Source organism: Luteimonas sp. A277 (assembly GCF_054052045.1).
Window position 1 is genome coordinate 87319 of the sequence record NZ_JBSVRG010000003.1, and the last position, 19639, is coordinate 106957.

The 19639-nt window shown below is 67.9% G+C and carries 18 protein-coding genes; 7 read left to right on the forward strand and 11 right to left on the reverse strand.

Annotated features, from left to right (window positions below):
• Positions 1-24 precede the first annotated feature (24 nt).
• Both ACW7G2_RS04070 and ACW7G2_RS04075 read left to right on the forward strand, forming a co-directional pair.
• Entirely contained in the window at positions 25-1005 is a 981-nt protein-coding gene (locus ACW7G2_RS04070) for a hypothetical protein (RefSeq protein WP_456973006.1), read from the forward strand.
• On the forward strand, positions 1002-1454 hold the full coding sequence (locus tag ACW7G2_RS04075) for a hypothetical protein (RefSeq protein WP_456973008.1): 453 nt from the start codon (positions 1002-1004) through the stop codon (positions 1452-1454). The genes ACW7G2_RS04070 and ACW7G2_RS04075 overlap by 4 nt, the downstream gene beginning before the upstream one ends.
• Here ACW7G2_RS04075 and accC read toward each other — a convergent pair.
• From accC to cutA, 6 genes are all read right to left on the reverse strand, one after another.
• The gene (gene accC, locus ACW7G2_RS04080; protein WP_456973010.1) at positions 1437-2804 is read right to left on the reverse strand and encodes an acetyl-CoA carboxylase biotin carboxylase subunit; all 1368 of its coding nucleotides are present in this window, start codon (positions 2802-2804) and stop codon (positions 1437-1439) included. The two genes, ACW7G2_RS04075 and accC, sit on opposite strands and share 18 nt — an antisense overlap.
• Positions 2805-2812: 8 nt before the next feature.
• Positions 2813-3301 (reverse strand): acetyl-CoA carboxylase biotin carboxyl carrier protein, encoded by a 489-nt coding sequence (gene accB / locus ACW7G2_RS04085; protein WP_456973011.1) that lies wholly within the window; start codon positions 3299-3301, stop codon positions 2813-2815.
• A gap of 53 nt (positions 3302-3354) precedes the next feature.
• Positions 3355-3807, reverse strand: coding sequence for a type II 3-dehydroquinate dehydratase (gene aroQ / locus ACW7G2_RS04090; protein ID WP_456973013.1), 453 nt, complete (start codon positions 3805-3807; stop codon positions 3355-3357).
• A 153-nt stretch (positions 3808-3960) separates the two neighbouring features.
• Positions 3961-4560, reverse strand: a complete 600-nt coding sequence (locus ACW7G2_RS04095) for a TlpA family protein disulfide reductase (protein ID WP_456973015.1) — start codon at positions 4558-4560, stop codon at positions 3961-3963.
• The gene (locus tag ACW7G2_RS04100) at positions 4557-6911 is read right to left on the reverse strand and encodes a protein-disulfide reductase DsbD domain-containing protein (protein WP_456973017.1); all 2355 of its coding nucleotides are present in this window, start codon (positions 6909-6911) and stop codon (positions 4557-4559) included. Before ACW7G2_RS04100 ends, ACW7G2_RS04095 begins: the two co-directional genes overlap by 4 nt.
• An 8-nt stretch (positions 6912-6919) precedes the next feature.
• Positions 6920-7258, reverse strand: a complete 339-nt coding sequence (gene cutA, locus ACW7G2_RS04105) for a divalent-cation tolerance protein CutA (RefSeq protein ID WP_456973326.1) — start codon at positions 7256-7258, stop codon at positions 6920-6922.
• A 195-nt stretch (positions 7259-7453) separates the two neighbouring features.
• Between cutA and ACW7G2_RS04110 the strand changes: the two genes are divergently transcribed.
• Positions 7454-7927 (forward strand): acyloxyacyl hydrolase, encoded by a 474-nt coding sequence (locus ACW7G2_RS04110; protein ID WP_456973019.1) that lies wholly within the window; start codon positions 7454-7456, stop codon positions 7925-7927.
• Here the strand turns inward: ACW7G2_RS04110 and alr are convergent.
• Both alr and ACW7G2_RS04120 read right to left on the reverse strand, forming a co-directional pair.
• Positions 7924-9006 (reverse strand): alanine racemase, encoded by a 1083-nt coding sequence (gene alr, locus ACW7G2_RS04115; protein ID WP_456973021.1) that lies wholly within the window; start codon positions 9004-9006, stop codon positions 7924-7926. The genes ACW7G2_RS04110 and alr overlap by 4 nt on opposite strands.
• A gap of 20 nt (positions 9007-9026) precedes the next feature.
• Positions 9027-10313, reverse strand: a complete 1287-nt coding sequence (locus ACW7G2_RS04120; protein WP_456973328.1) for a D-amino acid dehydrogenase — start codon at positions 10311-10313, stop codon at positions 9027-9029.
• A 136-nt stretch (positions 10314-10449) separates the two neighbouring features.
• Between ACW7G2_RS04120 and ACW7G2_RS04125 the strand changes: the two genes are divergently transcribed.
• From ACW7G2_RS04125 to ACW7G2_RS04140, 4 genes are all read left to right on the forward strand, one after another.
• Positions 10450-10923 carry an AsnC family transcriptional regulator gene (locus ACW7G2_RS04125; protein ID WP_456973023.1) on the forward strand — a complete coding sequence of 158 codons (474 nt, stop codon included), beginning with the start codon at positions 10450-10452 and terminating at the stop codon, positions 10921-10923.
• Positions 10924-11374: 451 nt separating this feature from the next.
• Complete coding sequence (gene groES, locus ACW7G2_RS04130) at positions 11375-11665, forward strand: co-chaperone GroES (protein WP_456973025.1); 291 nt, start codon at positions 11375-11377, stop codon at positions 11663-11665.
• A 56-nt stretch (positions 11666-11721) separates the two neighbouring features.
• On the forward strand, positions 11722-13371 hold the full coding sequence (gene groL / locus ACW7G2_RS04135) for a chaperonin GroEL (RefSeq protein ID WP_456973027.1): 1650 nt from the start codon (positions 11722-11724) through the stop codon (positions 13369-13371).
• Between the two features lie 122 nt (positions 13372-13493).
• Positions 13494-14456, forward strand: a complete 963-nt coding sequence (locus ACW7G2_RS04140) for a hypothetical protein (protein ID WP_456973029.1) — start codon at positions 13494-13496, stop codon at positions 14454-14456.
• A gap of 52 nt (positions 14457-14508) precedes the next feature.
• Here ACW7G2_RS04140 and ACW7G2_RS04145 read toward each other — a convergent pair whose 3' ends face one another.
• The 3 genes from ACW7G2_RS04145 to ACW7G2_RS04155 all read right to left on the reverse strand — a co-directional run bounded on the left by ACW7G2_RS04145 (position 14509) and on the right by ACW7G2_RS04155 (position 19505).
• Positions 14509-16023, reverse strand: coding sequence for an acetyl-CoA hydrolase/transferase family protein (locus tag ACW7G2_RS04145; RefSeq protein ID WP_456973031.1), 1515 nt, complete (start codon positions 16021-16023; stop codon positions 14509-14511).
• Positions 16024-16168: 145 nt separating this feature from the next.
• The gene (locus tag ACW7G2_RS04150; RefSeq protein WP_456973033.1) at positions 16169-18220 is read right to left on the reverse strand and encodes a hypothetical protein; all 2052 of its coding nucleotides are present in this window, start codon (positions 18218-18220) and stop codon (positions 16169-16171) included.
• 115 nt (positions 18221-18335) lie between these two features.
• Entirely contained in the window at positions 18336-19505 is a 1170-nt protein-coding gene (locus tag ACW7G2_RS04155) for a hypothetical protein (protein WP_456973034.1), read from the reverse strand.
• Between the last annotated feature and the right edge of the window lie 134 nt (positions 19506-19639).

Here is a 19639-nt window from a genome sequence, read left to right on the forward strand (position 1 = left end):
CGGTCGCCGCGATTGCGATACCCGATGGACATGGTCCTCAACCGGCCCGCGGTGCTGTTTGCACTGCTGGCATCGTTGCTGCTGGCGCTGCTGTATGCCCTGTGGGGCGATGGCGGCGGCGCCGTGCCGGGTGTCGATCCGGTCGGCGATCCGGCCGCAGCGATCGCCGGGCGTTCCGGCGGGCTGTCGCTGCAGGGAGCCGGTAGCGCACGGCGCATGCAGGCTTCCGTATCCAGCTCGACGGCCTTTCCCGCAGCCCCGGTTCATGCCCGGCCGCAGGGCCTGGGTGAGGCGTTTGAAGCCGCCGAGGACCTGCATGCCTTCGTGCATCGACTGCTGCCCGCGGCGATGGCCGGAGATGCCGGGGCTGCGTGGATGGTCAGCAGGGTCTACGACTATTGCGCCGCGCACGCCACGGATCCGGCCGGCTTCGCCCGCGATACCGCCCAGCTGGGTCGCATGGGGCTCACGACGTCTGCATCGATGGTGGCGGCGCGCGAGCGGATGGCGCATCGCTGCCGGCAGTTTGCGCCCATCGACGGTATCGACCGTGAGCTGGTGCTCTGGTACCGGGTGGAGGCGGCCGAAGCCGGCAGCCTGGCGGCCGAGGCTGCGCTGCTGGCAATGGGCGAGCCGCTGGATGAAGAGGCGGATTACCGGCGCGACCTGGTGGATCGGGTCCAGGCCTCGGGCGATCCGGAAGCATTCTCCGCGCTGGCACCGGCCATGGGCCTGGCCGCCAGTGGGGATCCTGCATATGCCGGCCAGATGGCCGGCACGCCGATGGCCGAGCTGGCCTGGCAGCTGGGCGCCTGCGCGCTCGGACTGGACTGCGCCCAGGAAGGCGCACTGATGACTTCCTACTGCGCGAACGGGGGCATCTGTTCCCGCGATGCGCGCCAGGATTTTCCCGCATTCGTCCACGACTCCGCGGTCCCGCGGCGTGGTCGGAATGCACTTGATGAAATGGTTGGCTCGCTGTTGGGCGAGGGAGTACCGCGATGAAAAAAAACTACGCGATGAAGAAGAACTATCTGCCGCGTCTGAGGTTCTGGCTGTGGGTGGCCCTGTTCGGGGCCTATTCGGTGACCGCCCTCGGGGTGATGGTCCATGCCCTGGTAGGGGAGGAGCACGACAGCCTGTCGCAGGTGGCCGTGACCAGCGTGGACTCGGCGGCCGAGGCGCGCATCGGAGGCGCGGCCCAGCTGGCGGCGGTGTACCGGGCGCAGAGCGGCACGCCGTTCTCCGCGCTGCCACCGGGCAGCACGTTCAAGGTCATCTGGCCGGACGGTTCCAGCGAATACGTCACCGTGGTCAGCCAGTCGTCCAGGGCGGGCGTGCAGCTGCTGCCCGATACCCAGCTGCGGACCGGGGAGATGATGACCCCGGCGGGCGAGCTGCAGGCCGCGCCGGTGGTCATTGAAAACGGCGGACCGTCAGCTGATCGACAGTGACTTGTCGCGGCGCTCGGCCAAACGCTTTTCCAGGTAGTGGATGTTCTGCCCGCCCTGCTGGAAGCCCACGTCGCGCATGATGCGCTGGTGCAGCGGGATGTTGGTCTTGATGCCGTCGATGACCATCTCGCTCAGCGCCACCCGCATGCGGCAGATCGCCTGCTCGCGGTCCGAGCCGTGCACGATCAGCTTGCCGATCATCGAGTCATAGTCCGGCGGTACGCGGTAGCCGGCGTAGACATGCGAGTCCACCCGCACGCCCGCGCCGCCGGCGACGTGGTAGTGCTGGATCAAGCCCGGGGAGGGCAGGAAGCTGTCCGGATCCTCGGCGTTGATACGGCACTCGATGGCGTGGCCGCGCAGCACCACGTCTTCCTGGCGGATCGACAGCGGGCGCCCGGAGGCGATCATCAGCTGTTCGCGGATCAGGTCGATGCCGGTGACCATCTCGGTCACGGGATGCTCGACCTGGATCCGGGTGTTCATTTCGATGAAGTAGAAGTGCCCGTTCTCGTACAGGAACTCGAAGGTGCCTGCGCCGCGGTAGCCGATGCGCAGGCACGCCTCCACGCACACCTGGCCGATCTCGGCGCGCTGCTCATCGGTGATGCCCGGTGCCGGCGCTTCTTCCACCACCTTCTGGTGGCGGCGCTGCATCGAGCAGTCGCGTTCGCCCAGGTGGATGGCATTGCCCTGGCCGTCGGCCAGCACCTGGATCTCGATGTGGCGCGGATCCTCGAGGAACTTCTCCATGTACACCACGTCGTTGCCGAACGCCGCCTTGGCTTCCGACTTGGTGGTGGAAATCGCGTTGGCCAGGGCCGCCTCGGTGTTCACCACGCGCATGCCGCGCCCGCCACCGCCGCCGGAGGCCTTGACGATGACCGGATAGCCGATCTCCCGGGCCAGCTTGATGTTGACCGCGGCGTCGTCGCCCAGCGGACCGTCAGAGCCTGGCACGCACGGCACGCCGGCTTCCTTCATCGCCTTGATCGCGGCGACCTTGTCACCCATCAGGCGGATGGTCTCGGCCCTGGGGCCGATGAAGATGAATCCGGACTGCTCGACCCGCTCGGCAAAGTCCGCGTTCTCGGCCAGGAAGCCGTAGCCGGGATGGATGGCCTGGGCGTCGGTGACCTCGGCCGCGGCGATGATGGCCGGCATATCCAGGTAACTGCGGGCCGAAGGGGCGGGGCCGATGCACACCGACTCGTCGGCCATGGCCACGTGTTTGAGGTTGCGGTCCACGGTTGAATGCAGCGCGACCGTGCGGATGCCCAGGGCATGGCAGGCGCGCAGGATCCGCAGGGCGATTTCGCCGCGGTTGGCGATAACTACTTTGTCGAGCATGGCAGGCCTCAGCCGATCACGAACAGCGGCTGGTCAAACTCCACCGGCTGGCCGTTCTCGCACAGGATCGCAACCACGGTGCCGGCGGCATCGGCTTCGATCGGGTTGAACATCTTCATTGCTTCGACGATGCCCAGCGTATCGCCCACGGCCACGGCCTGGCCGACGGTGACGAACGGCGGCTTGTCCGGCGACGGGGCGGTGTAATAGGTGCCCACCATGGGCGAGGTGACCACGTGCCCGTCGGGCAACACCGGTCCGGCGTCGGCGGCTTCTTCAGCCGCAGTGGCGCGGCCGCCGGTGGCAGCCTGCACCGGCGATTGCATCGGCATCACCGGCTCATTGCGCGGGACCGCGATCATTGCCGGTGCGGCGTAGGCCGGAGCGGCCGGCGCGCGCGACAGGCGCACGGATTCCTCACCCTCCTTGATTTCAATCTCGGAAAGGTTGCTCGCTTCGAGCAGGTCGATGAGCTTCTTGATCTTGCGAAGATCCATGTCGGCCTCGTGAATATCTGTGGTTGATTGGGATGCTGATTCGGAATCAGGGGTCAGCGGTCGTTGCCGGCTTCAAGCCGGTCGATCGCGGCGGTCAGCGCCAGGGTGTAGCTGGTCGGGCCGAAGCCACAGACCACGCCCACGGCCAGGTCGCTGAAGTAACTGGTGCGGCGGAACGGCTCGCGCGCATGTGGATTGGACAGGTGCACCTCGATGAACGGGATGGCGACGGCGGCCAGCGCGTCGCGGATCGCCACCGAGGTGTGGGTGAAGGCGGCGGGGTTGATCAGGATGAAACCGGTGCCGTCGGCGGCAGCGGCCTGGATCCGTTCGACCAGCGCGTGTTCGGCGTTGGACTGGAACGCCTGCAAGCGGTGGCCGGCTGCGATGGCCTGTTCCTGCAGAGTGGCATCAATCTGCGCCAGGGTGGCGCGGCCATAGATCTCCGGCTCGCGGCTGCCGAGCAGATTGAGATTGGGGCCGTGCAGGAGCAGGAGGTTCGCCATCAGGGGACGGGTGCGGTGCCTTCGTCAAAACAGTCGCGCAGTCTGCGGCAAACCTGATATTCCTGTCCAGTTCGACGATGTTGCGGGATTTTAAGCGGTTGTTTGAGTTTGGCGGGTTTCCGGCCGCCGGCATGGGGCGTGGCCACCCGGGGATCAGTGCCGGGCCCAGCCGTCGATCTCGCCGTGCTCGAACGGCCCGATCCGCTGCTTGAGCACCCGCCCGTCGGCGGAGATCAGCACCGAATAGGGCAGCACGCCGCGCGGGTTGCCGAGGCGGACGCCAGCGTCGGCGTTGCCGGGGCTGTCGATGCCCTGCGGATAGTCCACCGGCACCTGTGCAAGGAATTCGCGCACGGCCTCGACATCGTCCAGGGCGATGCCCAGCACCTGCACGCCGTTGCTCCCCTGGGAACGGGCGAAGCGGTCCAGCTCCGGCATTTCCTCGATGCACGGCGGGCACCAGCTGGCCCAGATGTTGACCAGCAGCGGCCGGCCGGAGAAGTCGTCGGGCAGGGTCCAGTTGCCTTCATCCAGCTGCGGAACCGCAAATCGCGGCACTGGACCGCCGCGCTCGGCCACTTCCACGCCCTCGGGCACCGGCGGTGCGTTGGCCTGCAGCACCTGCTGGGCCAGGCGCTGGCCCGGTTCGGTGCGCAGCAGAGGGCCCGGTCCGCTCATCAACAGGCTGGCCACGATGCCGAACGTGCCGGCCGCCAGCGCCACCAGCAGGATCCTGGGAGTGGTCAGTTTCATTGGGCAGCCCTGTGCAATGCGCCGATGGCGATGTCCTCGGTCAGCAGGGCGGGCAGCACCTCGCCGGGCCCGCCGCCAGCGGAATAGACCACGTACAGCGGCACGCCCACGGCGTTGTGTTCCTGCAGGAATGCGCTGATGTCGGGATCCACGTTGGTCCAGTCGCCGACCAGGTAGGCGGTGCCGGTGTCGGCCAGCGCGCTGCGGAACGGCTCGCGCGCCAGCACCCGCTGCTCATTGGCCTTGCAGGTCACGCACCAGTCGGCGGTCATGTTGACGAACACCGACCGGCCTTCGGCGCGCAGCGCTGCCAACCCTTCGGCCGACCAGGGGGTGCCGTGCACCTGGGCCTGTTCGGTGCCCGTCGCCGAAGGATCCATCCGCGCCACCGCGATCACCGGCACCAGCGCCACCAGCAGCACCGCCATGGCGAAGACCCGCCCGGCCAGCGAGCCCGTCCAGCGCTTGCGTTCGTACCACCACAGCCCCAGTGCCAGTAGCACCAGGCCCACGGCCACCAGCGCCATGGCGTCCACCCCGTGCTGGCGGCCAAGCACCCAGGCCAGCCAGATCGCGGTCAGGTACATGGGGAAGGCCATGAAGCGCTGCAGCGTTTCCATCCACGGCCCGGGCTTCGGCAGGCGCGAGGCCAGCGCGGGCACGAAGCCGATCAGCAGGAACGGCAGCGCCAGGCCGAGGCCCAGCGCCAGGAAGACGGCCATCGCCACCGGAGCCGATGCGGTGAACGCGAAGGCCAGCGCGCCGCCCATGAACGGTGCGATGCAGGGACTGGCCACCACGCAGGCCAGCACCCCGGTGAAGAAGTTGCCGGTGCGGCCGCCCCTGGAGGCCAGCTGCTGCCCGGCACTGCCCAGTCCGCCGCCGATGCTGAAGACGCCGGACAGGCTCAGGCCCACCGCGAACATCAGGTACACCAGCAGGGCAACAAACCACGGCTGCTGCAGCTGGAACCCCCAGCCCAGCGCGGTGCCGGCCGAGCGCAGGGCAAGCACCAGCGCGCCGATCGCCGCGAACGCGCTCAGCACGCCCAGCGTGTACCAGAGCGCGTGGCTGCGCGCGCTGGCCCGGCTGCCGCCGCTCTGCGCCAATCCCACCACCTTCAGTGAAAGGATCGGCAGCACGCAGGGCATGAGGTTGAGTATCAACCCGCCCAGCAGCCCCAGCGCCAATGCGCTCAGCAGGCCTCCCCGCGGCAACGGCGGCGCGGTGCTGCGCACGGCGTTGTCGGCTGATGCGTCGCCTGCTGCGCTCGGCGTGGCGCTGGACGCAGGTTGCGCCGGGCCAGCGGCTTGCTGGCCGGTATCGGGGATGGGTTCTCCTGGCGCGGCGGCCGGGTCCGGATCCGGCGTGGGTGCCGGTGTCGCCGCTTCGGAGGCGGTTGCCGGCGATGTCACGGTGCCGGCCGGCATCGCCACCTGCACGCTACGGGTCATCGGCGGGTAGCAGATGCCCTCGTCCTGGCAGCCCTGGAAGGTCGCGGTCAGGGTGGCTGCCGCCGCCTCGCCATGGCTGCGGAGCAGCGGCAGTGGTACGTCGATCTGGTCGAAGTACACCACCGTGTCGCCGAAGTAGGGATCGTTGTGGTCGACGCCCTCGGGCCAGCGCGGCTGGCCGGCCGCGATGCCCTGCGCGCCTTCGATGTTGAAGCTGCTGCGGTCCTGGTAGAGGTAATAGCCGCGGGCAGGGGTGAAGCGCATCAGGATGGTGTCGCCATCGCCGACGATGGCTTCAAAACCGAATGCCTGCTCTTCGGGCAGCGGCAGCGGCTGGGTCGATCCATCCAGTCCGGTGCCAACCCCGGCTCCGCCCGCAGCGCTCCCCTGAAGCGAACGGCCAAGCGCGGCCAGGCCGTCGCCGCCCAAGGCTGGCGCGGATGTCGGCGTGGAAGTCGATGCGGAGGCCGCGGGCAGGTCCACGGTCACCGTGCGCGTATCGGGTGGATAGCACACGCCAATGTCGGCGCAGCCCTGGTAGCGGACCTTCAATTGGAGACGTTGGGTGCCGGGCCCGGCCTGGCCCTCCAGCACGCCGGTCACCTGCTGGCGGTAGGTCTCGACCTCGCCGAAGAATTCGTCCACGTGGGGAATGCCGGCGGGCCAGATCGCTTCGCCGCTGTCAAAGCCTTCGGCGCTGGCGCCCATGCGGTGCCGGTAGAGGTAATAGCCCTCGGCCACGTCGAAGCGGATCTCGATCCGATCGCGCGCGGGTGCCACCGCGCTGAGGCGGAACGCATCTTCGATCGGCAGCAGCTCATCCGGGTCAACGCCGGCGGCCTGGGCCGCGCCGCCCAGCAGGGTGGCGGCCAGCAGCAAGGCCCGCAAGCGGCGCATGAGCGGGCTCAAGCCTGCCGGTCCCCGCCGGTTTCGCTGGCGATCCAGTCCATGTAACCGGCAAGCCCGCCGCTGGATTCCAGGGCGATCACTTCGGGCAGCTCATAGGGGTGCAACTCCACGATGCGTGCGGTCACAGCGTCCAGGTGCCGCGGCATGGTCTTGATCAGCAGCATGACCTCGCTGCCGGTTTCCACCGCGCCCTGCCAGCGGTATACGGATTCGATTCCCGGCAGCAGGTTGACGCACGCCGCCAGCCGGCGTTCGACCAGATCGCGCGCGATGCGGTCGGCGCTGGCGCGGTCGGGACAGTTGGAAAGGCAGAGCAGGGCGGATGCCACGGACAGGTTGTGCTCGCACGTTGCGATTGATGCCATAGGGTAGCGCGAGAGAATGGCGCTGACCTGTATGGAACGGTATGTCCCGGAGCGGCAGCCCCGCGTATACATGGTGTTACAGCGGCGACGTTATAAGCTTGTGCACCCCGATGAACAGGGCGTCCGCGCGCCGCCGCCGCCCTCCCAGCCACAAGTACCGTCCCCATGCACAGACTGATCCGCCCCGCTTTTGCACTGATGCTGCTGGCCAGTGCCCCCCTCGCCCTGGCCCAGGTGGAGGTGGGTGCTGCGGTTTCGATCACCCGTGACTCCGAAACCACTGCCATCGGCGCGGTGGCCTGGCAGCCATATTGGCGCGATGCCTGGAACGGCCAGCTGCGCTGGGATATCGGTGCCATGTACGTGCATGGGCGCAAGGACACCCACCTGGACCTTGATGAAAACGTGGTGGTCGCCCATGGCGGCCTGCGCTGGGAGCACACCAGCGGTTTCACCGCCGGGTTCGGCGCTGGCCTGCAGGTCGGCCGCACCGACGCGCTGTCGGGCAATCCGCAGTTTGTCAGCACCGTGGGCTGGCGCTGGGATCGCTTCGCCCTGCTGGCCCGGCATATCTCCAACGCCAGCATCAAGCAGCCCAACGACGGCGAGACGATGCTGATGGCGACCTGGCGGTTCTAACCGTCTGACCGGTACACCCGCGGCACACGCTTGAGTCCTGACAGCAGCCGGTAGGGGCTGGTGCCGGCGTGCGAGGCCACTTCGGCCACGGGCAGGCGGCTGCCCCAAAGCTCCACCTTCGTGCCCACCTGCGCCTGCGGATGATCGTTGAGGTCGATGGTGAGCATGTCCATTGAAACCCGGCCGATCAGCCGGCTGCGGCGTCCATCCACCAGCACCGGCGTTCCGGCGGGCGCGTACTGGGCGTAGCCGTCGGCATAGCCCATGGCCACCACGCCTACCCGGGTGGGACGGTCGGTGACGAAGCCGCCGCCGTAGCCGATCGGTTCGCCAGCAGCCAGCTCGCGCACGGAAATGATTGCCGATTCCAGCGTCATCGCCGACTGCAGCGCCTCGGCCGGCGCGCACGGGGCGTCGAGCATGTGGGTGCCGTAGAGCATCAGCCCCGGTCGGCCCCAGCCGCGGCGCGCGTTTGGCCAGGCCATCAGGCCGGCGGAATTGGCCACGCTCACCATGGTGTCGGCGGGCAGGCTGGCCAGCGCCTGGTCGAAGCTGTGCAGCTGTTCCGCGGTGCGGTCCTGGCCCAGCTCGTCGGCGCGGGCGAAATGGGTCATCGCCACCATGCCTTCGACTCCGTCCAGCGCACGCACGCGCTGCCATGCGTCGGCGAACTCCCCGGGGGCAAGCCCAAGCCGGTGCATGCCGCTGTCGAGCTTCACCCACACCTGCTCCGGCTGTTGGCCCCCGTGGCGCTCCAGCGCCTCCGCCTGCCAGGGTGAGGCCACCACGGTCCACAGGCGATGGCGCTCGATCAGGGGCAGCTCGTCGGCGGTGAAGAAGCCTTCCAGCAGCAGGATCGGCGCGCGGATGCCGGCTTCCCGCAGCTCCAGCGCCTCTTCGATGCAGGCCACGCCGAAGCCGTCGGCCTCGCTATCGAGGGCCTGCGCACACTGGACTGCGCCGTGGCCATAGGCGTCGGCCTTGACCACGGCCAGCGCGCGGCCGCCGGCCAGCTGCCGGGCGTGCCGGTAGTTGTGGGCGACGGCATCGAGATCAACCAGGGCACGGGCTGGGCGCATATCCGGATTCCTCCGGCGGCTCAGCGCCCGCCGGCCGGGATGGCCGGCCAGGGGCGCTCGTAGCGGGAGATGTCCAGGCCTTCCGGATCGATGGCCGGGGTGCGCCCGTCGACGAGGTCGGCCAGGTAGCGCGCCGAGCCGCAGGCCATGGTCCAGCCCAGCGTGCCGTGGCCGGTGTTGAGCAGCAGGTTGGAATAGCGGGTCGGGCCGATCACCGGCGGGCCGTCCGGGGTGGAGGCGCGCAGGCCGGCCCAGAACTCGGCCTGCTCCAGATTGCCGCCGTCCGGGTACAGGCTGCGCACCACCATCTCCAGGGTCTGGCGGCGGCGCGCCGGCAGCGACAGGTCGTAGCCGGACACCTCGGCCATGCCGCCGACGCGAATGCGGTCGTCGAAACGGGTGATGGCCACCTTGTAGCTCTCGTCCAGCACCGTGGAGACCGGCGCCATGTCCGGGTTGCTGATCGGGATGGTCAGCGAGTAGCCCTTGAGCGGGTACACCGGCAGGCGGATGCCCAGCGGTGCCAGCAGCTGCGGCGACCAGCTGCCCAGGGCCAGTACATAGCGGTCGGCGGTTTCAAGCTTCCCGTCGATGCGCACGCCGGTGATGCGGTTGCCGCCGGCCTGCAGCGCTTCGATCTGCTGGCCATGACGGAACTCCACGCCCTGCTGCTGGGCCATTTCGGCCAGGCGGGTGGTGAACAGGTGGCAGTCGCCGGTTTCATCCCCCGGCAGGCGCAGGGCGCCGACCAGGCTGTCGCGCACCTTCGCCAGAGCGGGTTCCACGCGGATGATGCCGTCCGCATCGAGCAGCTCGTAGCGCACGCCGTACTGCTCCAGCACGGTGATGTCGCGGGCGGCGGCATCAAGCTGCTCGCGGGTGCGGAACAGCTGGGTGGTGCCCAGGGTGCGCTGCTCGTATTCCAGGCCCACTTCGCGGCGCAGCTCGTCAAGGCTCTCGCGGCTGTACTCGGCCAGGCGCACCATGCGCGCCTTGCTGACCGCGTAGCGCGCGCTGGTGCAGTTGCGCAGCATCTGCCACAGCCAGCGGTACTGGGCCAGATCGGCGGTAGGGCGGATGGCCAGCGGGGCGTGGCGCGACAGCAGCCAGCCGATGGCCTTGGCGGGGATGCCCGGCGCGGGCCAAGGGGAAGCGTAGCCAGGTGAAACCTGGCCGGCGTTGGCGAAGCTGGTTTCCAGCGCCGGCCCGGGCTGGCGGTCGACCACGACCACCTCGTGCCCGGCCTGACGCAGGTACCAGGCGCTGGTAACGCCGACTACTCCAGAACCCAGAACCAGGATGCGCATGCTCATCTACTCTCGTGTAATGGTGACTATGCAGTTGGACCATCCAGTATATTTGCGACGGGGCAGTGATATTCCCCATTTGTTCTGGGTTCTGTGGTGAATAATCCCGGGAACACGTCTTTTGGAGGAGGCTTGTATGGCCAAGCGCGGTCTGGACCGTATCGACCGCAGGATCCTGCGCATCCTGCAGCGCGAAGGGCGCATCCCTTTCACCGAGCTGGGCGAGCGGGTCGGGCTGTCTACCACTCCCTGCGCGGAGCGGGTCCGGCGCCTGGAGCGCGACGGGGTGATCACCGGCTACCACGCCCGCGTGGCGCCACAGGCGGCGGAAGCGGCGCTGCTGGTGTTCGTGCAGATCAGCCTGGCCTACAAGTCGGGCGATATCTTCGAGGAATTCCGCCGCGCGGCGCTGAAGCTGCCGCACGTGCTCGAGTGCCACCTGGTGTCGGGTGACTTCGACTACCTGATCAAGGCGCGGATCTCGGAGATGGCTTCCTACCGCAAGCTGCTGGGCAGCACCCTGCTGACCCTGCCGTATGTGCGCGAGTCACGCAGCTATATCGTGATGGAGGAGGTGAAGGAGACGCTGGAACTGCCGTTGGAGGATTGATTGCGCTTTCTTCATCCCATTCCGGGAGAGCGGGGCTGAGACCACGCGGGGCGCCGGGGCAAGCAAAGCCGACGTCGTGTGGCTTCAGATGTCTCCGCAAGCGAGCCCCGTCGTGGCCGGGGGGCCTTCGCAGCGAAGTAAAGGAGGAGGCATCCGCCGCAGGCGGAGGCCGGGGGACATGAGCAGCGAAGGCCTCCCGGCCGCGGCGGGGCCGATCAGGTCACCGCACGCCCAAGCGAAGAAACCGCTGTTCCTCGTGTCCCCCCCGATGTCAGACGAAGGACCGGAAAATTTCCGGCCGTGGCCCTTGAAAAGAAAAAACCAGGTCCCATCTCCTGACCACGCCCGGCTCACCGGGTCTGTGCTGTCCACGGCTTTGGCACTCTGCCGGGCAGAGTGCTAATATCGCCGCCCAAATCCCAACCCGATCAATCACTTGACGAGGATCGACATGAGCAATATCAAGCCGCTTTACGACCGTGTGGTCATCAAGCGTACCGAAGAAGAAAAGATGTCGGCCGGCGGGATCGTGATCCCCGATTCCGCGACCGAAAAGCCGATCAGGGGTGAAGTTGTCGCCGTCGGCGACGGCAAGGCCCTGGACAACGGCGACGTGCGCGCCCCCAAGGTCAAGATCGGCGACCAGGTGCTGTTCGGCAAGTACAGCGGCACCGAAGTGAAGCTCGAGGGCACCGAATACCTGGTGGTCCGCGAAGACGACATCCTGGCGATCCTGGGCTGATCCAGCCTGGCGATTCCGACATCCCCCAATCACAGAATTTATTCCGGAGTTAGCAAATGGCTGCCAAGGAAATCCGTTTCGGTGAAGACGCGCGCTCGAAGATGGTGCGCGGCGTCAACACTCTCGCCAATGCCGTCAAGGCAACCCTCGGCCCGAAGGGCCGCAACGTCGTGCTCGACAAGAGCTTCGGCGCCCCGACCATCACCAAGGATGGCGTGTCCGTAGCGAAGGAAATCGAGCTGCAGGACAAGTTCGAGAACATGGGCGCGCAGATGGTCAAGGAAGTTGCTTCCAAGACCTCCGACAATGCCGGTGACGGCACCACCACCGCCACCGTGCTGGCCCAGGCCTTCATCCGCGAGGGCTCCAAGGCCGTCGCCGCGGGCATGAACCCGATGGACCTCAAGCGCGGCATCGACCAGGCCGTCCGCGCCGCAGTGGAAGAGCTGAAGAACATCAGCAAGCCCACCGCCGACGACAAGGCCATCGCCCAGGTCGGCACCATCTCCGCCAACTCCGACGAGTCGATCGGCACCATCATCGCCGACGCGATGAAGAAGGTCGGCAAGGAAGGCGTGATCACCGTTGAAGAAGGCTCAGGGCTCGACAACGAGCTGGACGTGGTCGAGGGCATGCAGTTCGACCGCGGCTACCTGTCGCCGTACTTCATCAACAACCAGCAGTCGATGTCGGCCGACCTGGATGATCCGTTCATCCTGCTGCACGACAAGAAGATCTCCAACGTGCGTGACCTGCTGCCCGTGCTGGAAGGCGTGGCCAAGGCCGGCAAGCCGCTGCTGATCGTGGCCGAGGAAGTCGAGGGCGAAGCCCTGGCGACCCTGGTGGTCAACACCATCCGCGGCATCGTCAAGGTCGTGGCAGTGAAGGCCCCGGGCTTCGGCGACCGTCGCAAGGCGATGCTGGAAGACATGGCCGTGCTGACCGGCGGCACCGTGATCTCCGAGGAAGTGGGCCTGCAGCTGGAAAAGGCCACCATCCAGGACCTGGGCCGCGCCAAGAAGGTGCAGGTGACCAAGGAGAACACCACCATCATCGACGGTGCGGGCGATTCCCCGTCCATCGAGTCGCGCATCAAGCAGATCAAGGCGCAGATCGAGGACACCTCCTCGGACTACGACCGCGAGAAGCTGCAGGAGCGCGTGGCCAAGCTGGCCGGTGGCGTGGCGGTGATCAAGGTCGGTGCTTCGACCGAGATCGAAATGAAGGAAAAGAAGGCCCGCGTCGAAGACGCCCTGCACGCCACGCGTGCGGCGGTGGAAGAAGGCGTGGTCCCGGGCGGCGGCGTTGCGCTGATCCGCGCGCTGCAGGCCATTGGTGAACTCAAGGGCGCCAACGAAGACCAGAACCACGGCATCGTCATCGCCCTGCGTGCGATGGAAGCCCCGCTGCGCGAGATCGTCGCCAACGCGGGCGAAGAGCCGTCGGTCATCGTCAACCAGGTCAAGGAAGGCAAGGGCAACTACGGCTACAACGCCGCCAATGGCGAATTCGGCGACATGATCGAGTTCGGCATCCTGGACCCGACCAAGGTGACCCGTTCGGCGCTGCAGAACGCCGCTTCCATTGCCGGTCTGATGATCACGACCGAAGCGATGGTGGCTGACCTGCCGCAGAAGGACGAGCCGGCGATGCCGGGCGGTGGTGACATGGGCGGAATGGGTGGCATGGGCGGCATGGGTTTCTGATCCCGTCCATCCAGCGTTCCATTGCAAAACTAAGGGGCCCCGCAGCGATGCGGGGCCCTTTTTTGTCCGCATCGGGCGGCAGGTGCCGTAGGTCAGGGTTCACCCCATCAGCGTTGCCATCCATGAGAAAACTGACCATCGCGATGTTCATCGCCGCTTTCGTTGCCACCGCTGCCGTCGCCGTTCCGGCGATCGCGCAAGCCGAGCCCACCACGCGCTTTGTCAGCGAAGGCGGCTACGCGCCGCTTGATGCCGACGAGGTGTGGGAAAGGATCAACGGCGCCCTGCCCGGTGATCCGGGGGCGATGTTCCTGCCGGCAGCCGGACTTGGACCGATCCCGGTCGCGCTGCTGGCGCTGGAGGCGTCCGAACCGGCGTTGGAGCGGGTGCGCTATCGGCTGCGCTATGGCACCGATTGGATACACGGATCGCCGGGCGGTGCGCCGCAGCCGCTGAGCTATGTGGAAGTGGTCCGGTTCAACCTGGGGCCGGCCATCCGCCGGGACCTGATCGACTCCCTCGGCAACGACGCAGTGGCCGATGCGGAAGAGTTCGGCATCGGCCCCCACGTTGGCTGGCGGATCGTGACCCAGCCGGTGATGGGCAACCGGGCAATCGTGGTGGCGGCGGGGCGCATGCAGGTCGATGAGCCCGAGGCTCGCAAAGAAGCCTGCCTGGGTGCGCCCTGTCTGGATGCCGCGCCGCTGATTGAAGGCGCCGCGGCCTGGGGTGACATGGAACCAGGCAGTGTCGGGCCGGCCGGTATCGCAGGTGATGCAATGACGGCGGCGGGGGCGGTTGACCTGCTGCTGGGTGAAGTGGACAGCATTGAGGCGGACGCGGAGGCGGGCATGCCGGCCATCCCGACGTGGGCCATCGAGGCAGTGGTCGAAGTGAACCTTGGGCAGGATGAGGGCTTGGACGCCGCCTATCGCTGGGGCGGGCTGATGGACGACTCCGTGACGGCGATCTGGCAGCGGTTGGCGGCTTTCCGCGCGGGCCTGGAGCCAGCGATATTTCGCGCCAGTGCATCCGAGTGTGGCCGTGGCGGCGGCTTCGCACCGCCCGGCGGACTCTGCCCCTGAATCCCGCGGGACACCTGCCGGACGCGGACTCGCGCCGGCAGGACCCGGCGGATCAGTCCGGCAGCATCGAGCCGGTGTCCAGCCAGCGCTGGTGCCAGCTCAGGGCCTCGCCAAGCAGGTGCGGGGTGTGCTTGCCATAGCTCTCCCGGCAGGCGCGGTCGAAATAGTCCTGCAGCTCATCGCGGAAGTCCGGGTGCGCGCAGTTGTCGATCAGGGTCTGCGCGCGCTGCTTGGGCGACAGCCCGCGCAGGTCGGCCACGCCCTGCTCGGTGACGATGATCGACACATCGTGCTCGGTGTGATCGACATGGCTGGCCATCGGCACGATGGAAGAGATGGTGCCGCCCTTGACGGTGCTGGGCGACAGGAAGATCGACAGGAATGCGTTGCGGGTGAAATCGCCCGAGCCGCCGATGCCGTTCATGATCCGGCTGCCCATGATGTGGGTGGAATTGACGTTGCCGTACAGGTCCACCTCGACCATGCCGTTCATGCCGATGCAGCCCAGCCGGCGCACCAGCTCCGGATGGTTGGAGATCTCCTGCGGGCGCATGATGATGCGCTCGCGGAAGAAATCGATATCGCGGCTGAAGGCCGCATGTGCGTCCGGGCTCAGGGCGAAACCGGTGCACGAGGCCACCCGCAGCACACCGCTGCGCAGCAGCTCGAGCATGCCGTCCTGGATGACCTCGGTGAACGCGGTCAGGTCGCGGAAGCCGCTGCTGGCCAGGCCGGCCAGCACTGCGTTGGGGATATTGCCCACGCCCGACTGCAGTGGCAGCAGGTCGGCGGGCATGCGCTTGTTGGCGATCTGGTGCTGCAGGAATTCAATCAGGTGCCCGGCGATGCGTTCGCTGGTGGCGTCGACAGGGTTGAACGGGCTGTTGCGATCCGGCGCATTGGTGCGTACCACCGCCACGATCCGTTCCGGATCCACCTGCAGCGCGGTGTCGCCGATGCGGTCATCCACGTGTTCAAGTGGAATGGGCTTGCGCTGCGGTGGCCGGGCGGTGCCGTAGTAGATGTCGTGCATGCCCTCCAGCCCGGCGGGCTGCCACTCGTTGACCTCCACGATGACCTTCTTGGCCAGGTCCAGCCAGGTCTTGCTGTTGCCGACCGAGGTGGAGGGCACGATGCCGCCGTCCTCGCGGATCGCGACGGCCTCGATCACCGCCACGTCGATATCGCCGTAGAAGCCGAACCAGGCGTGCGGGGCCACGTGGCTGAGGTGGGCGTCGATGTAGGCCAGCGAGCCGTCGTTGATCCGATCCCGGGTCTGCGGGTCGCTCTGGTACGGAAGGCGCAGGGCGATGCCGTCCACCTCGGCCAGTGCACCGTCCAGTTCCGGCGCGGTGGAAGCGCCGGTGAGCAGGTTGATCTGGAACTTGCCGCCGCCATTGTGCTGGCGGATGCGCTCGGCCAGCGCCCCCGGGACTGCCTTGGGATAGCCGGAGCCGGTGAAGCCGCTCATGGCAACGGTGTTGCCCGGCTGGATGTGGCTGGCGGCGGTGGCTGCGTCAACGATGCGCTGGCGCAGGAGCGGACTCTGGATGCGGTCTGTCGGCATGGATGGCGGTGGGCAGTGGGGGGCCCCTATTGTCGCCCCGGGAGCCGCCGAGCGGTGTCCCGGGGCGGGGACGAGGTGTTTCCACCGCATGTTCGCGCGCGCCGGGCCCGGCGCTGCGATGCCGGGCCCGGTGGCAGGACGGGTACTACAGATCCACGCCGAAGCCGATACCAGCCGACTTCTCACCGCTGCTGAAGGCGCCACCGATGGAGAACGAGGCGGTGCGACCGATGCGCTTGCCGTAGCCGACCGACAGCCCCTGCTCGCCGCCCTGGAAGCCGGCGCCGACCGCGACGCGGCCGCGCGGGCTCTGGGTGCCCGCCGCGTTGATCGCCATGTTCAGCATCGCCGAGCTCATCGCGCCCATGCGGTCGATGCGGCGGTCCTGGTGGTGCAGACGGTGGTCCAAGTCGTCGAAGCGGTCCTCAAGCACGTTGAGCCGGTCGTTGATGCCACCGGCGTCAAAGCCCACAAGCGCATGGATCGCCTGATCGGTATAGGTGTTTGCCGAGGACAGGGTCGCCAAGCTGCGCGCATCGGTGTACTGGTTGGCTTCGGCCAAAGTCGCCTCGTCGCCCGCTTGCATGTCCGCGCGGATGGCGGTTTCGCGGGTGTCGGTATAGCCGTTGGCGGCGGTGAGGGTGGTGGCGTCGCCGGCGGCGGCGATTTCGTGCACCCGAGTTTCGCTGACCAGGTCGAGATCGGCAATTTGCGCGTCGGTGTAGTCATTGGCCGCGGTCAGGGTGGTGGTATCGCCGGCGTCGGCGAGCTCGCGCACCCGCGCCTCGGTCACGCCACCCCCGCCCACAACGCCGTCCAGCGCGGCCTGCAGCTGGCGCAGGTTGACCGCGTCCGTGCCGCCGGTTGCATCGCCCACGTTGGTGATCCGGCGCAGGTTGTCGGCGCTGCCCACCGACACCGTATTGGCGGTGTCCGCGACCGAACCGGCACCCAGTGCCACCGCGTTGGTGGCCTCGGCATTGGCTTCCATGCCCAGGGCAATGCTGTTGTCTCCGGTCGCGGCAGACGCGTACCCCAGCGCGGTGCTGCGTGCGCCCGCCGCAGTGTTGCCGTAGCCAAACGCATTGGCCCGGTCGCCGGTGACGGAGTTTCCGCGCCCGAAAGCCGAGGCATACTCTCCCTCGGCCGTGTTCCCGTTCCCCACTGCGCTGGACTGCTGCCCGCTGGCGACGTTCGAGTAGCCGACGGCGACGCCGTACACCGCGCTCGAAGTGTTCCCCGTGCCAAAAGCGATGCTGTTGCGCGCGGTGGCGGTGTTCGAAGAGCCAAACGCATTCGCATAGTCACCCGACGCTGTGTTTCCTTCACCGAACGCGTTGCCGCTCGCTCCTTCGGCCTCGTTCCTGTAACCGAAAGCGGTGCTGGACGTTCCCTGGGCGCTGTTCAGGCGCCCGAACGCGTTGGCGTGCGCCCCGTCTGCGGTGTTGCTGAAGCCGAAGCTGTTGGCGTGCTCGCCGGCGGCGGTGTTGGAGGCGCCGAACGCGCTGCTGGATGACCCGCTGGCCACATTGCCGCCACCAAACGCACTGGAGGAGGTTGCCTCGCTGCGGTTGCCGCTTCCGAACGCGTTCGCACCGCTTGCCGAGGCAGCGTTGGTCCTGCCAATTGCGAGGGAACTGTCGCCACCCGCGGTGTTGCGCTCACCTGCCGCGACGCTCGCGGTTCCGGCGGCCAGGTTGCTTCGGCCCACGGCCGTGGCGTCGGCACCACTTGCGGTGTTGTCGTAGCCGTACGCACTGGCTCGCACGTCGCTGGCGGTATTCCCCCGTCCGACTGCGCTGGCGTCGGTCCCGGTGGCGCTGTTTGCATAGCCGAACGCGCTGGTGCGTACCGAGCTTGCGGTATTGCCGTGGCCCATGGCCGAGCTGTAGTCGCCGCGTGCGATGTTTTCGCTTCCGATCGCGCTGGAGTTGAAGCTGCTGGCGTTGTTGTCGCGCCCGTAGGCGCTGGCGTTGGCGTGGCAGGTGCTGTTGGCGTTGCCGTGTTCGCTGCCCAGGGTACGGTCGGCGGTGGCCGCCTGCTCCCACGCCTGGGTGGTGGTGTTGAACACCCAGCAGGTGGGTCCGGCGGGATCGGCCTTGGCAGGCCACGTGATGGCCAGCCCGAGCGCAAGTGCGAGCGGGAAGAGCTTGAGGGTGTGGGGGATCGCAGGGTGCTGCATGGTGTTCTCCGTCATGGTTGGATGTGATCCAGCTACGCCTTGGTCCTGCCGGCGGCAGGACAAGGCGCCGGACCCTCCAGCCACGACAACGGCTGGCGGTAACTGACAGCGGATGGTGCCGGGTGCCCGCTCAGCGGCGGAGCAGTCCGCGCAGCAGGCCCTTGCCGCTTTCCCGGGCTGCCTCGCTGCCGGCCTCACGTGCCGTCGGCGCGGCGATGCCGGATGGCATCAGCATCGCTGTGGACTTGCTGCGCACGCGTACGCTCCAGCCTGGGTTGGCGACGGGTTCGTCGATCGTGCGCTCGTTGCCGTAGGCGATCATCTGCACCATCGGGGCATCTGCGAACACTTCCTTCGGGATCCGGCAGCTGCGCGCGTCTGCACCCAGCAGCGTGCCCTGCTGCGTCCACTGGGTAACCAGGGGTTCGGGCAGGAAGTCGACCAGCTCAGGGCCAGCGTAGGCGTCCGCGGCGCTGCTCCACATCACGACCGTGTCCCCGTCCATCGCGGTTGCGTGGATGAAGTAGGCGCGGGCGCCGTCGACGCTGTTCCAGCTCAGCAGAGTGCCGTGGTCATTGGTTTCGCGCTCAAGCTCGAGGGCAGGCAGGAAGTCGTGCTCGGAGCCGAGGTCGAACCCGATCGAAGCCGGCAGGCCATCGCCGGTGACCTGGTGCGCGCCCACCAGCGACGCCTTCGCGGACACCGGCCTGCGGGTGGAAGGGTTGGGCCACAGCGCGTAGTGCGGGCCCGGATTGATGCCCGCCTGCGGCACGCTGCGCGGGGTCATGGCGCGGCCACTGTTGACCGGCTGGCCGTCGCGGACGCTCATGGTGAACGTGGCCGGCTGGCCTGCAGACACCTGGTCGCCGCAGCCCCAGTAATAGCGGATGGTGTAGGGGCCGCCGTCGGCGAGGGCCTGGTGGCTGGCCGGGCCGCCGGCACCGCCGTCGTTGGACGCCTGTCGGGAAGCTGGCGGCAGCAGTGCGATCTCGCCGCCAACGCGCAGGCCGCGGGGCACGGCCTGCATGGCCGGCGTTCCGGGCTGGCTGCGGTTGTACAGGGCCACGTCCATGTATCGGCCGGGCATTGCCGGATGCCGCGCCATTCCGTAATGGGCATTGCCGCCGGACACTGCTCCGGCGAAGCGGCCGAGCGCACCCATGGCGCCCATGCCGGGCATGGTGTGGGTGGCGACGTCGATGTAGAGATCGGCCTGCGTGTCCTGCGCGCCTGCTGGCGTGGATGCGGCGGCCAGCGCCAGGGCCAGCGCTGCGGGAACGAGGGAGTGGGAGCGATGCATGTTGGAAACCACCCGGTGAGCTGCGGGCCGAACGGCGGCCCGGCCGCGCCCGGTTCGTCCGGGCATCTCATCCACGAGATCGGGTGGCAGAAACTGACAGCGGGGTGCAACGATGTTCCTGCCGCCGGACCGGC